The following is a 14958-nucleotide window of genomic DNA, read 5'->3' on the forward strand; positions in this document are numbered from 1 at the left end:
CATAACATAAATTAAAATATTGAGTTGCGTTTTGATACTACTCAATAGTTAGTTAATTATAAAGATTTTGGATAAGTAGGGTGGAAAACACCCACCCTAGCTGAATTAACCCGGTAAAATCACGGTATCGATAACGTGTACTACACCATTATCAGCTTCGATATCTGCTGCTAAAACTGTGGCATTTTTAACTTCAAAACCATCTAAAGAATGAATTTTAATAGGTGAACCTTCCACAGAATTAACCGTGCCGAGTTCTGCCAAATCAGCCTTTAGCAGCTTTCCTGGAACGACATGATACTTTAAAATCCGCGTCAACTGGGGAATATTCTGTAACAGAGTTTGGATAGTTCCCGGCGGCAATTTGGCAAAAGCATCGTCATTTGGCGCAAAGACAGTGAACGGGCCAGGACTTTTTAATGTTTCTACTAAACCAGCAGCTTGTACAGCCGCCACTAGTGTTTTGAAAGACTCAGCCGTAACAGCAATATCAACAATATCAGCCATATACTTGACCTAAATTTTTGCAAAAGATTTTAAAGGATAATAAACCTATTTGAAGTTTTATTAAATAGGTAGTGGGGAAAAGATGCAGGGGAGGGGAGAAGAGAGCAGAGGGAGCAGGGGAAGCAGGAAAGCAGGAAAGGATTAGAGGACGAGGGGGACAAGGAGGACAAGGGGAAATTATTGAACAAGTCTCTTCCTTGTCTCCCTTGTCTCTTCTCTATGCATCTTTTCCCCATTCCCATTAATTCTGATTAGCTTTCCAGCTTGCTAGATCGGTTAAAGAGCGATCGCGGTAACGTCCATAACGCTCCTGCTTACTTTTGATTTTCGCACCCAGTTCGGGAAAAATCCCAAAGTTGGGCGGCATTGGTTGAAAATGCTTCGGCGAAGCGGAACTAATAAATTCCAATAACGCACCCATCATTGTTGTTGGTGGTAAAACTAAAGCTTCTTTACCCAAGGCTAGCCGCGCTGCATTAATTCCCGCCAAGCAGCCACCCGCAGCCGCAGCAGTGTAGCCTTCAGTACCAATCAACTGTCCAGCAGCTAACAAAGTTGGACATTCTTTAAATTGCAGAGTTGGATGCATTAGCTGAGGGGCATTAATAAAAGTGTTGCGGTGCATAACTCCCAAGCGCACAAACTCCGCCTTTTCCAAACTGGGAATTAGCTGAAATATACGCTTTTGCTCACCCCAACGCAGATTAGTTTGGAATCCTACCATATTCCACAGTTGACCGACTTTGTCTTCTTGTCGCAACTGCACCACAGCATAAGGACGTTCCCCAGTGCGAGTATCTGACAACCCCACTGGTTTTAGGGGGCCGTAGCGCATGGTATCTTCCCCGCGCTGTGCTAGTTCTTCAATGGGTAAACAAGCTTCAAAAAATTTCGCCGTTTCGCGTTCAAAACCTTTGAGTTCTGTTTGTTCAGCTTTACAAAGTTCTTCTCTAAAGTGCAAATACTGCTCTTTATTCATTGGGCAGTTGAGATAAGCGGCTTCACCTTTGTCATAACGTGATGCCATAAAAGCAACGTCACGGTTAATCGATTCTCCCACAATGATCGGACTAGCCGCATCGAAAAAGCTGAGGTATTCCATCCCCGTAAAGCGCTGCAAATCTTCGGCTAAGTCGGGACTAGTTAAAGGCCCAGTTGCCAAAACCACAATCCCTTCAGGAATCGCAGATACTTCACCCCGGCGAAATTCAATTAAAGGATGGTTGGCTAAAGTTTGAGTCAAGTCTTGGCCAAACTGTCCCCTGTCTACCGCTAGCGCCCCTCCCGCAGGAACGGCGTGTTCATCAGCTTTGGAGATGACGATAGAACCGAGTTGGCGTAATTCTTCGTGCAATAATCCCGCCGCGCGATCGCTTGCCATTGCCCCAAAGGAATTACTACAGACTAATTCTGCCAAATGTTCTGTATGATGAGCAGGACTGAAGCGCTTTGGACGCATTTCATGGAGAATTACAGGCACTCCAGCTTGGGCTATTTGCCACGCTGCTTCTGTGCCAGCTAGTCCACCTCCAATTACTTGTATCGGTTGTTGTTCCATAGTTAATTTTTTAATTCCTACATCATAAGTATCGATCAGCATCACAGAAGTAAAATTAAATAAAAACAGGCTAACTCATCAATACTTCTGTAAATACAACAACAGCAATTAGGCTCACCTAAGATGCTTAGACAAAAAGCGGATTGTCGTCAGACATTGCTCTGAACTTATTCATTGAGAGGCGTTTGCTGTAATGCTTGCTGGACTTGTGCAACATCCAAATCTAACGCCTGTGATATCTGTTCCACACTTAAACCTAGTGCTAGCAGTTTAGGTACAGCTTCTAATTTTGCCTCAAAACGACCTTCTTGTTTACCTTCTTCTTTGCCTTCTTCTTTGCCTTCTTGTTTAGCTTCTTGATAAACCCGTGTTTGCTTCAACTCACTTAACCCAAACATCGCCTCTATCTCCTCTCGACTTATATTAGGCAATTTATAAACCAGAATTGTCTCTATTAATTCTAGTAATTGTTTTTGTGGCAGTTGCAAATTTACCGCTTGTTTTGTACGGTTAATTAGTTCTCTGGCAGTGGTGTAATAGTTGTATCTTCATTTTCAATTACTAACTTGATGGTAGCAATACCTATTGGTAGCGATGCAGCTTCACCTAGTTCATCCAAGTAAATTATACTAATACGATCGCTGTTGAAGAATTCGTGGCAATCTTGTCGTTCACCAGTATCTATATTCCTCCTGGGATAAATCACCACTCCTCGCCAAGAATTTTTAGATTTCTTTTGCCGCAAATAAAGAAATACTTCTGAAACTCGGCGTAAATAAATATCTAAATCTGGTTGAAATTGAACTTCGACGAAATAAATTAGATTTTCTTCGTCTTGAGTAGGAAGAAAAACACCATCTATTCTAAAGGCAGTTTGTTTGATTTCAACTGAAGAGAATTGATAGGTATTGGCAGTCTCAGGAGGATTGCCAATCAGTTCAAAGAAGATACTGGGAAATTCTTAAAATAAGCGATAAAATATGCTGTCAGTTTTCACTTTGGATGTTGTAGCACAATTTTTAACTTGAGTAATTTTATAATGTGCTGCTCTCTGATTGCATAAATTATCCCAGGTGGAAAACTAACTATTCGGCAATACGCTTGGATTAAAAGTTATTGGTGTAGATAATTGATCTTTGAAGACGGGAAAATCACCTCTCTACATGAGGGTTTTGGGCTTATCTGAACTGTATTGAACTATTCGGTAGCTTCTTTCTTGTCTTTTTTAATGGCAAATATCTGGAATTATCTTGTAGTTACGCTTTAGCGAAGACAGCGCGACCAAAAACCATAATAATTTATTCATGCCAACTTTCTTAAGACTGAATTTCGCTCATGAAGTCGATTGCTTTTTGGTGAAATATTGTGTTTTGATGCTTTAAAGCAATTTGGGCTGACTCTTGGATATCAGCGATCGCTTCCTCTCGATTTCCTAAGCGATGGCTCGCCAAACCCCTTGCGTAGAAAGCAAATTCATCCTCAGAATATATTTCACCTCTACCCACTGCTTCAATGTGCTTTGCTTCATTAAAATCTGCAAATGCACCTTGCTCATCTCCTAACTCATAACACGCATTACCCCGCACATAGTAAGCAGCTATTAAATTGGGATCTACATAAAGAGCCTTGGTTAAGTGCTTAATGGCTTGGCTATTAATACCCTGAGAATATTGCAGAATGCCCAAATTGTAGTAAGAAACAGCAGAACGTTCCATGCTGGCTATCAGACTGAAATCTTCTAGCGCACCTTGATAGTTACCAGAGTAAAAACAAGCTGCACCTCGTCCAAAATAGGCTCGTACATATTGCGGATCTAATTGAATTGCACGATTACAATCTTCAATTGCACTTTGATTATCGCCTATTGCTGCACGAGCAACACCACGTTCAGCATAAGCCTGAGCATATTGAGGACTCAGCCGGATTGTTTCATTAAAGTCTTCAATTGCATTTTGATAATCCTTTGTCAGTGAACGAGCCACACCACGACTTAGATATGATGTCAAATCCTCTGAATTTTGTAAAATTGCCTGAGTGTAATTTTCAATAGCTCCTTGATAGTCGCCAGAATTATAAAGTATATAACCAAGGCTAGAGTATCCAAAAGCAAACATTAAATTGAGCATTGGTTTATAAAAGCTTATGACACTAGTATTATTCCCAAGTCAATGAATTGAACATCATAACCTTTGCTCTGCTGTTTTGTGACTGCACACAATTTCCCACAAACTATGGAAATTTCCGATCGCGCACTTCCACGGCATAATCTTGCACAGCCTTGGTAATCGTCTCTCGCAAGTTGGTGTAAACCTTGGCGAACGGTGGATGTTTTTCAGCCAGTCCGATTACATCCGAGGTAACTAAAACTTGTCCATCGCAGTGAGTTCCCGCACCGATACCAATTGTCGGAATACTTAATTTTTGTGTAATCTGCATTGCCAAATCTGCGGGGATATGCTCTAAAACTATAGAAAATACACCTGCTTGTTCGAGAGCGATCGCTTCAAGTAAAATTCTCTCACTCGCTTCTTGGGTTTTCCCTTGTTGTCGCAAACCGAGTTGATGTACCGATTGTGGTGTCAAACCTACATGACCCATTACCGGAATTCCAGCTTGTACCAAACGAGCAATAGTTTCTGCGATCGCTGGATAGCCACCCTCCAATTTTACCGCTTGAGCGCCCGTTTCCTTCAGTACCCGCCCAGCTGAGTGCATCGCTTGTTGAAGACTTTCTTGATACGTCAAAAATGGTAAATCTACCACCACTAATGCGCGTTTAACCCCACGACGCACAGATTTGGCGTGGTATATCATCTCATCCAAAGTTATCGGCAGTGTTGTGTCATACCCTAAAACTACTGCCATAGAGTCGCCCACAAGGATTAAGTCTACACCAGCTGCATCGATGAGTTGAGCGATCGCATAATCCCAGGCGGTCAACGCGACAATTGAACGTCCCTGTTGTTTCCATTGAATTAATTGCTGGGTAGTGATTGCCATTTTTCTAGGTGGGGGGTAGGGAGTAGGGAGTAGGGAGTGGGGATTAGGGAATTTCACCACTCCCCACTCACCACTCCCTCATTTAACAGCGCGGCTGAAAGCAATATGGGTTTTTGCACTGTCCGTTTTGGGCATTAACCAAGCTAGACCTTCACTAGTGCCGATCCATAGTTTATTGCTGATGTCAGGTACAAGGGCAAGAACGCGACTAGAAGGAAGTCCAGCAACTTCTGCATCTAACACAGCGCCTGTATTTGGATTTAATCGTAACAAACCATTGTTAGTTCCAACCCAGACACTACCATCTTTAGCAAAACGTACCGCCGTCACATCACGCCCACGTAAACGAGTTACAGACCGCAACACCGCACCAGTTTTTGGGTTAATAACTAGCAAATTATTCGGCATTCCGGCCCAAATTAAGCCTTCTGGACTGATAGCTAAAGCTTGGACAGTCGTCCCTGGTAAATCGGCAATCCGCTTCATAATCGAAGCACTAGCAGTATTTACCCGCACCAATCCATCAAGAGTGCCAACCCACAGTTGACCTTCAGCATCTAAAGTTAGGGTGTTGGCGCTGACACCAGGCAGATTTTTTACTGTTGTCATAATCAAACCTTGGTCAGGACTAATTAGGGCTAAACCACTATCAGTTCCAGTCCACAAATAACCTCGTTTATCAAGTAACAGTGACAAAACCCGTTTAGAAGGCAAAAATAAATTCTGTGCGGTGATTTCATTAGTGCGAGGGTCTACTCGAACTAGTCCGCCATAACTTCCCACCCACAAACGTCCTACTTTGTCTTGGGCTAAAGCACCAATTGCAACATTAGGTAAGCTAACACGAGAAATAATCTTGCCAGTTTTAGGATCGATCCGCGATAATCCCCGCCAAGAACCTACCCAAAGATTGCCTGTAACATCTGCTAGTAAGTTACCAACACGATAATCAGTTTCTGGCGAATTTTCTTGGACTCCCCGCTCATCGGGCAAGGATTCTACTCGCGGTGGCGGCGCAGAAGGTGGGTAAGCGGGGGTTAAATCAGATGATTTGATGTCAGGGGTTTTTTGTGCCCATCCCATACTGGGCACAGCTATCAACCCAAATAAGATAGAAGTAATCAATAAATTAGTACGCTTGCAAAACAATACCACAGTGATATTTCCTTTGGAGACAGTACCCATAGCTGTTATCTAAACTGGCTTTGGGTTAATTCCAGTGTTCCCCTAGCTGGGATTTTTTAAACATTGGGGATTGGGGAATAGGAAATAGGAAATAAATATTTAACGCCGTGTGCAACTTTCTCTCAAACCTAACCCCCAACCCCTTCCCTGGTAGTAAAGGGGAGCTAAAATTAAAGCCTATCGACCTTTCGGAGAGAGGAATGGAAGTGGGGTTTTAACAATAAGCCGCACATTGCGTTATTTAGGAATACTTTCTTATTACCCAATACCCAGTCCCCAATCCCCAATCTCCACACACTACTAATGACACGTTGTAAAGTATTTGTCACAAAATGTTAAATCTTTATGTAATAACAAAATTAAATAGATAAGTTAAAAACTTTGAAAGAATAACTTATCGAATTCTTGATATATTGTGAAATAAGTTACAAATTACGTGGTGTGCGATTTTTTATCTTTACGCTCATCACTCTGCTAAATCTATGTCAAGTAAATTCTTTTCTGGTATCTTTTCCATCAACGGAGAAGATATAGGGAGTGTAAAGGCGGGAATGTGTGCCAGCCAGCCCAATCCCCTAAATATCCCGATTTGTAGGGGAATTATCTAAATGCTAACCGCAAAATGCGGGAGTTTTGGTGAAATTGAGAAGGTTTAGTCGGGTGCGAAGAAGAGGTAAAAAAGAATTTTGACTCGTAAGAAGAGGAAACAGTAGAAGCGCTAGGTCGTGTACCCCTAGAAGGGGATAACACTGGTGAGGAGGGCTACCACCGCTACCAAAGTGTCCGCCGCAAAAAAACTGCTACCCTTTGGCAAAAACAATCCCTAACAAAAATTTTGCCCAATCTTCTCCCCGATGAAGGGGGGAAAAATCGGGTGAGGGGAAGTTGCACAAAACGTGATTTGATAATTAATTAAGAGTGATTTCAGGGAAGGATAAAATATGTCTTACGCTCAAACGAAGACTCAGAGCAAGTCTGGGTATCAAGCCGGGGTTAAAGATTACAGACTAACTTATTACACACCCGATTACACACCAAAAGATACCGATCTTCTAGCTGCGTTCCGCATGACACCCCAGCCTGGTGTTCCTCCCGAAGAAGCAGGTGCGGCTGTAGCGGCTGAGTCTTCCACAGGTACTTGGACAACTGTGTGGACAGACTTGCTCACCGACCTCGATCGCTACAAAGGTCGTTGTTATGACATCGAACCAGTTCCCGGCGAAGACAACCAGTACATCTGCTACGTTGCTTATCCTTTGGACTTGTTTGAAGAAGGTTCTGTAACCAACGTATTAACCTCAATTGTAGGTAACGTATTTGGTTTCAAAGCTCTGCGGGCACTTCGTCTAGAAGATATCCGTTTCCCAGTAGCTTATATCAAGACCTTCCAAGGGCCTCCACACGGTATCCAAGTTGAGCGCGACAAGTTAAACAAATACGGTCGTCCTTTGCTGGGTTGTACCATTAAGCCCAAATTGGGTCTTTCCGCTAAGAACTACGGACGCGCTGTATACGAGTGCTTACGCGGTGGTTTGGACTTCACCAAAGACGACGAAAACATCAACTCCGCACCATTCCAAAGATGGCGCGATCGCTTCTTGTTCGTAGCTGAAGCTATCAACAAGGCTCAAGCAGAAACAGGTGAAATCAAAGGTCACTACCTCAACGTCACCGCTCCTACTTGCGAACAAATGTTGCAACGGGCTGAGTACGCTAAAGAACTCAAACAGCCCATCATCATGCATGACTACCTGACCGCAGGTTTCACCGCCAACACCACATTGGCTCGTTGGTGCCGTGATAACGGTATCTTGCTGCACATTCACCGTGCAATGCACGCTGTAATTGACCGTCAAAAGAACCACGGTATCCACTTCCGTGTATTGGCTAAAGCCCTACGTTTGTCTGGTGGTGACCACATCCACACCGGCACCGTAGTTGGTAAGTTGGAAGGTGAGCGCGGCATCACAATGGGCTTCGTTGACCTGTTGCGTGAAAACTACATTGAGCAAGACAAGTCTCGTGGTATTTACTTTACCCAAGACTGGGCTTCTCTACCTGGTGTAATGGCAGTTGCTTCTGGTGGTATCCACGTATGGCACATGCCCGCGCTAGTAGAAATCTTTGGTGATGACTCCGTACTACAATTCGGTGGTGGTACTCTGGGACACCCTTGGGGTAATGCTCCTGGTGCTACAGCTAACCGCGTCGCCTTGGAAGCTGTTGTTCAAGCTCGTAACGAAGGCCGTAACTTGGCTCGTGAAGGTAACGATATTATCCGCGAAGCTGCCAAGTGGTCTCCTGAACTAGCTGTTGCTTGCGAACTGTGGAAAGAAATCAAGTTCGAGTTTGAAGCAATGGATACCGTCTGATCTGAGTTAACAGTTAAGAGTTAAGAGTTAGAAGTAGAGACGCGACGCTAGTCGCTACAACAGGGGGAACCCCCGCAACGCGCTAGCTCATTAGTCGCGTCTGTACAAGAGTTAGGATTTGCATTAATTCATAACTCATAACTCATAACTCATAACTCTTTAGGGCTGGGGTCAAGCATGAATCTTAAGCAAATTGCGAAGGACACAGCCAAAACTCTCCAAAGCTATCTGACTTATCAGGCTCTAAGGACAGTATTGGCACAGCTAGGCGAAACGAATCCTCCATTAGAACTTTGGTTGCATAACTTTTCGTCTGGCAAAATTCAAAATGGTGAGTCATACATTGAGCAACTGCTGAGAGAAAAACCAGATTTGGCTTTGCGAATCATGACTGTCAGAGAACACATTGCGGAAGAAATTGCAGAATTTTTACCAGAAATGGTTCGCACTGGCATTCAGCAAGCCAACATGGAGCAACGTCGCCAGCATTTAGAACGCATCACACGAATAGACACATCTAACCCCAGTCTGCAACCAGAACAGCAAACAACTTCAGATCAGAATTTGGATAACTTATCCAATTAGTTCGCTCAACCTAGTAGTCAAAAATCGCAACCCATTATCAAAAAGCTATGCAAACTTTACCAAAAGAGCGTCGTTACGAAACCCTTTCTTATCTGCCACCCCTGTCTGACGCTCAAATTGCCAAGCAGATTCAGTACATTTTGAATCAAGGTTACATTCCAGCGATCGAGTTCAACGAAACTTCTGAGCCAACAGAATTATATTGGACAATGTGGAAGTTGCCTTTGTTCGGTGCTAAATCCACTCAAGAAGTATTGAGCGAAGTTCAAGGATGCCGTTCTCAATTTAACGGTAGCTACATTCGTGTTGTAGGTTTTGATAACATCAAGCAGTGCCAAGTTCTCAGCTTTCTTGTTCACAAACCCAACAGATACTAAAGCAAGCGTTGCTCTAAGTAATTAGTTTATCCCCATAGGAGAGGTAGAATTATCTGCCTCTCCTATTTATTAGATTTTTTTTGAAATGCAGAGGGGCGCGGAGTTATTCTCTATGTGCCTCTACGTTTTTTAAGAGAGTAATAATGCTGCCAGAAGTAAGAATTTGTTTTGTTGGTGACTCCTTCGTTAATGGCACTGGCGACTCAGAATGTCTTGGTTGGACAGGGAGAGTATGTGCAAATGCTAATAAAAAAGGTTATGACATTACTTACTATAATTTAGGAATTAGGCGTGATACGAGTAGTGATATAGCAAAGCGTTGGTTACAGGAAGTATCACTTCGTTTGCCCAAAGAATATGATGGCAGAGTTGTGTTTTCTTTTGGATTGAATGACACAACAGTAGAAAATGGGAAAACTCGCGTAGATTTGGTAGATTCTATCAGAAATGCCCGTGAAATTTTAATTAAAGCCAAATCGATGTATCCTGTTTTGATGATTGGGCTAGCACCATACGAAGAACGAGAAGATCCTGGTAGAAAGCAGAGAATTACTAATTTATCTAAGCAATATGCTTCAATCTGTAAAGAATTAAATGTACCTTATTTAGACGTTTTTCCGATATTAGAAAAATCAAATATCTGGATTAATCAAGCAAGAGATAATGATGGTGTTCATCCAAGAGCAGGCGGTTATGCAGAATTTGCCCAAATCGTGGAAAATTGGGACGCTTGGTTAAATTGGTTTCCTCTGAACTTAATCGAGCATTCAAAGTTAGGATAGTGGTAGCACCTGATTTTTATATCCAAAGGTGGTAATTATGCAGCAAATTACTCTAGCTGAAGCATCTCAAAATTTACCCGACTTAATTGAAGCAGCACTCAGTGGTGAGGAAATTATTATTATCAAAGATAATCAACCTTTGGTCAAGTTAACTCCTGTGCCGCCACTTAAACACCGTCCTAAGTATGGTAGTGCCAAAGGACTTATAACAATATCTGATGACTTTGATGAACCACTAGAAGATTTTAAGGAATATATGGAATGAGGCAGCTACTGGACACTCATATTTTTATTTGGTTTGTGATGGGTGATCCAAGAATCAGCGTTAGTATACGATCGCAAATTGAAAATAATGAAAATCTAGTGAGTCTTGCTAGTGTTTGGGAAATGGCAATCAAGCACAGCATTGGTAAACTCAACTTTGATTTGGCTTTTGACGAGTTTATCGAACAGCAAATAATTAGGAATGGTATTGAATTACTGCCAATCACTATAAATCATATTACTGTTGTTGCGGCACTACCCTTACATCATCGTGACCCATTTGACCGAATTTTAATTGCACAAGCACTCGTAGAAAATATACCTATCCTGAGTGCTGATAAAATTTTTGATTTATATCCAATAAGACGTATATGGTAGATAGCGTTGCTTTTCTACCAAAAGATAAATAAACAGTCATCACCAAAAAAATTTAACATTATTGCAGTGCTAGGTAGAGAATTTTATGGGTTACTATATCGCTCCCCGCTTTCTGGACAAACTTGCTGTCCACATCACCAAAAACTTTCTAAAGCTTCCTGGTGTGCGAGTTCCCGTGATTTTAGGTATTCACGGACGCAAAGGAGAAGGCAAAACATTTCAATGTCAATTAGTCTTCGAAAAAATGGGTATCGAAGTGACTCATGTCTCTGGTGGTGAATTGGAAAGTCCAGATGCAGGAGATCCAGCGCGGTTGATTCGGCTGCGCTATCGGGAAACAGCAGAACTGATCAAAGTACGCGGCAAAATGTGTGTACTGATGATTAACGATTTAGATGCGGGGGCTGGACGCTTTGATGAAGGCACTCAATATACTGTAAATACGCAGTTGGTGAATGCCACACTAATGAATATTGCTGATAATCCCACAGATGTGCAGTTGCCTGGAAGCTACGATTCCACACCTTTACATCGTGTACCGATTATTGTTACAGGTAATGATTTCTCTACTCTCTATGCACCATTAATTCGGGATGGACGGATGGAGAAATTTTATTGGGAACCCGACAGAGATGACAAGGTGGGGATTGTCAAAGGGATTTTTGAACCAGATGGATTGTCACAAAAGGAAGTTGAACAGCTAGTTGATACTTTTGTCAATCAGTCCATTGACTTTTTTAGCGCTTTGCGATCGCGCATTTATGACGAACAAATCCGCAACTACATCCATCAAGTAGGTTTTGAGCGGGTATCCTTGAGTGTGGTTAACAGCACAGAAGGGCCACCAGAATTTAAAAAGCCAGATTTCAGGCTGTCTCACTTAATCGAGTCTGGTAACTTCCTCGTTGGTGAACAAAAACGGGTGGAAAATTCCCATTTGGTTGATGATTACAACCGACTCAATCGAGGTAGAAATTCCCAATCTGCATCACCTGCTGCGACACCAATTAATCAGCCTTCAAGTAATGGTGCAACTCAAGAAGCAAAAACTAATGGAAATGGATTCCAGAAACAGGAAGGATTGAGTTCACATTTGACCTTGGATACACAAGCTCAAATTAGGCAATTATTGTCTCAAGGTTACAAAATCAGTATTGAACACGTAGATGAGCGTCGCTTCCGCACAGGTTCATGGCAAACTTGTGTTCATAGCCATATTGATGCAGAGTCTGATGCAATCTCAAACTTGGAAGCAACTTTGGCAGAATATAGCGGTGAATATGTGCGCTTGGTAGGTATCGATCCGAAAGCCAAGCGGCGGGTGGTGGAAACGATTATTCAACGTCCAGATGGGAAAAATTAGGAACAGATAATTGAGAAAGAGCGATCGCTTTTGTCAATTCTCAAGCAACTGGAAAAAGATACTTCCTCAATTTCGGGACTTACGCAAAAAATAGTCCAAAGCTTGATGTAGGGACAATACCGTATGGGTATTAACTCGTAGAGTAGACGTAAAGCGTCTACATTAATTGCCCCTACCGCCTGTCGTTTTGCGTAAGTCCTAAATTTGATAGCTGAATCCTTATACCTTAACTGCAGGTAGCAGCTGAAGCCGAGTTAACCCTTGTTAAATCGCCAGTGAATACTGCTGTGTATATATAAGGTGATGGACCAGAGCAAGTCATGGAGTTGGTATTAGTGCGGCGGGGAGTCCACCATGACTTTGCTTGCACAGTTAAATTTGTGCCATCCCATGATAGGCTTCTGACAACTAAAGAGTTTGTATTTCCATTATCCGCCTTTTTAGCAGATAAAAATGTAGCATAATAAACCTCGCCATTGGCTGGATTAATCCGGGCTATAACTGCGACTTTTGGCCCGCCTCCACTACCATAGCTAGACAACCAGCGCCCAGTTGCAAAGCGCCGAAAATCATTACCAGGCTGACTGCCAGTGGAAGAGTAAACTCCGTATAAAAAATTCCCCCCACTCCAATATAAACCGTAGCCTGTACCGTCATCATTTGTTGTTTCGTAATCAGTCCTACACCATATTCTCATACCATTATTAAAACGGATAGTTATAGGGTTTTTGTTATTAGATGAGACTTGCTGATAACCAATGTAAAAGGCTGAACTTCCACTAACTACTCTGGGGCCATTTTGGGCTTTGATTTTCGCTTCACTGTCATTGCAACTAAATGTCACAGCATTCCCAATAGATGAATTTACTATTTCGGCAGAAGCTGGAGGGACTTTTTGTGCGATTACCAAATCAGCTACTAATACGACAGATAAAGAGAAACTGGCCAAAGACTTCTGAAATTTTTTAGAATAAACCATGATAAAAATCTGCCAAGAAATTGTAAGGGAAAAACACCGTATCACTATAAACTCTAATGAGAGTTTAGACAAGTAAAATTGTTGAAATTCGCAGATAGCATCATTTTCAGCATCACGAGAAATGATGCTAAACCACAAAATGCATACAAGAATATGCATGATATTGCATGGTATTAACTGTATATAAATCTTTCTTATCTAAAGAGCATCATTGAATAGATTGATTATCAATTCAGAATCAAGATCCTCTCTAAGAAATGCTGTGTGGGTACCTTGTTCCCAAAGCTAGACTAGACTTGCGCTTTGTGTCACCACCACATCTATGATTTGGTGAGGGTACAAAGACTTAATTGATTAAGAAAATTGCAGACTTGCTACTACTGTGATATTCAATTTTTAAGTCAGAATTGAGAATTAATTCTGATTCTTCGCTTTGAATTCTATTTAATAAATTGCGACAAATGTTTTTAGAGAACAAATAATATTTGTTCCTTTTTTATCTCTTTTATTAGAAGCTTGGATTCATATTTGAATCCATTGCTTCGAGTCCAGCCGATCTCAAGTCAGGTTTTTATAGAATATGTGATGTCTGTTTTCGGAGGAGACATAGATATATTCCTTAAATAGGGTTCTAAACTTAGTTTGGCTTAGTCAAGCTGTTTTCTGGTTCAGTAAAATTCGTGAATAATTTTATTTTTAATAAAACTAATACATTAATCTGGGTAATTTCTCTTAATTCAGATATTGAATCTGGTTTTTTGGGCAATTGCTTGTTAGTGATGAATATCGCAATATTAATCATAATGGCTCTATTTCCTCTTATTTTCTCGATGCAGAGCGCGGAAATAGCTGATTAGAGGCTCTGCCTCCAGTGATACGTTGAGTCAGCAACCTATATGAATGCATTCCCCTACTCCGTATGGGAACGAGCAAAACAGCAAAACTTCATCAAGCTAGGTTTTTAGGACTTGTATATACACCCTAGGCTTCTAAACGCTGGGGGACAACTCTACAAAAATTGTGTGTACACTTAAGTTGGCAAGGAGAGAGTGCGCGACAGCGCAGGTAGGGTATTTTGGGCTAGAGGTTAGGTATTTTTATTGGACTCAACCCAAAAGTGCTAGAAATGCTGCTTTACCACGTCTAAGGGTGAACAATTCCAATAATCAACATGGGAGACAATCAAACCATCAGAGTTAAGACCTAATTCACTCCAACCTGGAATAGAAATCCGTGGCTTCCAGGGGAGAGGAGTATTCCAACTGAGTGTCCACTCAGTTTTGATTGTGTCTCCTAAACGTTGAATATTATGTAAGTCCATCTTGGGATCTAAAAACCAAGTTTGGATAAAATTAATCATTTTTTGATAACGTTTAACACCACGAAATTTATTCAGTGGGTCTTGAAAATAAACGTCTGGAGCGTAAATGCTGTAAGTTTGATTGATTGGGAATCTTTGATAGTCTTTTTTGAGAATTTCAATGATATCCATGATAGTCGCTTTATATTCGATGTCCTCGCTGATAGAGGATATCAGGTTTTTGGCAACTTTTTAGTTTTGGGTACTAAATTCAACACAGTTAAAATAGCGGTTGGGAATCGGGTCTA

General features: G+C 41.7%; 14 protein-coding genes and 1 pseudogene. 7 read left to right on the plus strand and 8 right to left on the minus strand.

Annotation, left to right across the window (positions count from 1 at the left end; all coding sequences use genetic code 11):
* Nucleotides 1–105: 105 nt before the first annotated feature.
* From NPUN_RS21140 to NPUN_RS21170, 6 genes and pseudogenes are all read right to left on the minus strand, one after another.
* Entirely contained in the window at nt 106–507 is a 402-nt protein-coding gene (locus tag NPUN_RS21140) for a fasciclin domain-containing protein (protein ID WP_012410532.1), read from the minus strand.
* 241 nt (nt 508–748) lie between these two features.
* Nucleotides 749–2065, minus strand: a complete 1317-nt coding sequence (gene trmFO, locus NPUN_RS21145; RefSeq protein WP_041566339.1) for an FADH(2)-oxidizing methylenetetrahydrofolate--tRNA-(uracil(54)-C(5))-methyltransferase TrmFO — start codon at nt 2063–2065, stop codon at nt 749–751.
* 167 nt (nt 2066–2232) lie between these two features.
* A pseudogene (locus NPUN_RS39325) lies at nt 2233–3014 on the minus strand (Rpn family recombination-promoting nuclease/putative transposase).
* Between the two features lie 367 nt (nt 3015–3381).
* Nucleotides 3382–4191, minus strand: coding sequence for a tetratricopeptide repeat protein (locus NPUN_RS21160; RefSeq protein WP_012410534.1), 810 nt, complete (start codon nt 4189–4191; stop codon nt 3382–3384).
* A 103-nt stretch (nt 4192–4294) separates the two neighbouring features.
* Entirely contained in the window at nt 4295–5065 is a 771-nt protein-coding gene (gene panB, locus NPUN_RS21165) for a 3-methyl-2-oxobutanoate hydroxymethyltransferase (RefSeq protein ID WP_012410535.1), read from the minus strand.
* A gap of 78 nt (nt 5066–5143) precedes the next feature.
* Nucleotides 5144–6250, minus strand: a complete 1107-nt coding sequence (locus NPUN_RS21170) for a ligand-binding sensor domain-containing protein (RefSeq protein WP_041565546.1) — start codon at nt 6248–6250, stop codon at nt 5144–5146.
* Nucleotides 6251–7191: 941 nt separating this feature from the next.
* Here NPUN_RS21170 and NPUN_RS21175 point away from each other — a divergent pair.
* The 7 genes from NPUN_RS21175 to NPUN_RS21205 all read left to right on the plus strand — a co-directional run bounded on the left by NPUN_RS21175 (nt 7192) and on the right by NPUN_RS21205 (nt 12371).
* A complete protein-coding gene (locus NPUN_RS21175) occupies nt 7192–8622 on the plus strand; it encodes a form I ribulose bisphosphate carboxylase large subunit (protein ID WP_012410537.1) in 1431 nt (476 codons plus the stop codon).
* A gap of 177 nt (nt 8623–8799) precedes the next feature.
* On the plus strand, nt 8800–9207 hold the full coding sequence (gene rcbX, locus NPUN_RS21180) for a RuBisCO chaperone RbcX (protein WP_012410538.1): 408 nt from the start codon (nt 8800–8802) through the stop codon (nt 9205–9207).
* A 47-nt stretch (nt 9208–9254) separates the two neighbouring features.
* Nucleotides 9255–9584 carry a ribulose bisphosphate carboxylase small subunit gene (locus tag NPUN_RS21185; protein ID WP_012410539.1) on the plus strand — a complete coding sequence of 110 codons (330 nt, stop codon included), beginning with the start codon at nt 9255–9257 and terminating at the stop codon, nt 9582–9584.
* 143 nt (nt 9585–9727) lie between these two features.
* The gene (locus NPUN_RS21190; protein ID WP_012410540.1) at nt 9728–10366 is read left to right on the plus strand and encodes a GDSL-type esterase/lipase family protein; all 639 of its coding nucleotides are present in this window, start codon (nt 9728–9730) and stop codon (nt 10364–10366) included.
* A 37-nt stretch (nt 10367–10403) separates the two neighbouring features.
* Nucleotides 10404–10631 (plus strand): type II toxin-antitoxin system Phd/YefM family antitoxin, encoded by a 228-nt coding sequence (locus NPUN_RS21195; RefSeq protein ID WP_012410541.1) that lies wholly within the window; start codon nt 10404–10406, stop codon nt 10629–10631.
* Nucleotides 10628–11008: a type II toxin-antitoxin system VapC family toxin gene (locus NPUN_RS21200; RefSeq protein ID WP_012410542.1), complete on the plus strand. Its 381-nt coding sequence runs from the start codon at nt 10628–10630 to the stop codon at nt 11006–11008. The genes NPUN_RS21195 and NPUN_RS21200 overlap by 4 nt, the downstream gene beginning before the upstream one ends.
* Before the next feature lie 85 nt (nt 11009–11093).
* A complete protein-coding gene (locus NPUN_RS21205) occupies nt 11094–12371 on the plus strand; it encodes a RuBisCO small subunit-like domain-containing protein (RefSeq protein WP_012410543.1) in 1278 nt (425 codons plus the stop codon).
* Nucleotides 12372–12597: 226 nt separating this feature from the next.
* Here the strand turns inward: NPUN_RS21205 and NPUN_RS21210 are convergent, their stop codons facing one another.
* On the minus strand, nt 12598–13350 hold the full coding sequence (locus NPUN_RS21210; protein WP_041566341.1) for a hypothetical protein: 753 nt from the start codon (nt 13348–13350) through the stop codon (nt 12598–12600).
* 1120 nt (nt 13351–14470) lie between these two features.
* Nucleotides 14471–14842 (minus strand): C6orf136 family protein, encoded by a 372-nt coding sequence (locus NPUN_RS21215; protein WP_012410545.1) that lies wholly within the window; start codon nt 14840–14842, stop codon nt 14471–14473.
* Nucleotides 14843–14958: the final 116 nt, after the last annotated feature.

Source organism: Nostoc punctiforme PCC 73102 (assembly GCF_000020025.1).
Lineage (GTDB): Bacteria > Cyanobacteriota > Cyanobacteriia > Cyanobacteriales > Nostocaceae > Nostoc > Nostoc punctiforme.

What these genes read in the sequence shown, in the direction of transcription:
- rcbX (WP_012410538.1), top strand. Translation starts at nt 8,800, where the DNA reads ATGAATCTTAAGCAAATTGCGAAGGACACAGCCAAAACTCTCCAAAGC.
- NPUN_RS21200 (WP_012410542.1), top strand. Translation starts at nt 10,628, where the DNA reads ATGAGGCAGCTACTGGACACTCATATTTTTATTTGGTTTGTGATGGGT.
- NPUN_RS21210 (WP_041566341.1), bottom strand. Translation starts at nt 13,350, where the DNA reads ATGGTTTATTCTAAAAAATTTCAGAAGTCTTTGGCCAGTTTCTCTTTA.
- panB (WP_012410535.1), bottom strand. Translation starts at nt 5,065, where the DNA reads ATGGCAATCACTACCCAGCAATTAATTCAATGGAAACAACAGGGACGT.
- trmFO (WP_041566339.1), bottom strand. Translation starts at nt 2,065, where the DNA reads ATGGAACAACAACCGATACAAGTAATTGGAGGTGGACTAGCTGGCACA.
- NPUN_RS21195 (WP_012410541.1), top strand. Translation starts at nt 10,404, where the DNA reads ATGCAGCAAATTACTCTAGCTGAAGCATCTCAAAATTTACCCGACTTA.
- NPUN_RS21190 (WP_012410540.1), top strand. Translation starts at nt 9,728, where the DNA reads ATGCTGCCAGAAGTAAGAATTTGTTTTGTTGGTGACTCCTTCGTTAAT.
- NPUN_RS21160 (WP_012410534.1), bottom strand. Translation starts at nt 4,191, where the DNA reads ATGCTCAATTTAATGTTTGCTTTTGGATACTCTAGCCTTGGTTATATA.
- NPUN_RS21185 (WP_012410539.1), top strand. Translation starts at nt 9,255, where the DNA reads ATGCAAACTTTACCAAAAGAGCGTCGTTACGAAACCCTTTCTTATCTG.
- NPUN_RS21175 (WP_012410537.1), top strand. Translation starts at nt 7,192, where the DNA reads ATGTCTTACGCTCAAACGAAGACTCAGAGCAAGTCTGGGTATCAAGCC.
- NPUN_RS21170 (WP_041565546.1), bottom strand. Translation starts at nt 6,250, where the DNA reads ATGGGTACTGTCTCCAAAGGAAATATCACTGTGGTATTGTTTTGCAAG.
- NPUN_RS21140 (WP_012410532.1), bottom strand. Translation starts at nt 507, where the DNA reads ATGGCTGATATTGTTGATATTGCTGTTACGGCTGAGTCTTTCAAAACA.
- NPUN_RS21205 (WP_012410543.1), top strand. Translation starts at nt 11,094, where the DNA reads ATGGGTTACTATATCGCTCCCCGCTTTCTGGACAAACTTGCTGTCCAC.
- NPUN_RS21215 (WP_012410545.1), bottom strand. Translation starts at nt 14,842, where the DNA reads ATGGATATCATTGAAATTCTCAAAAAAGACTATCAAAGATTCCCAATC.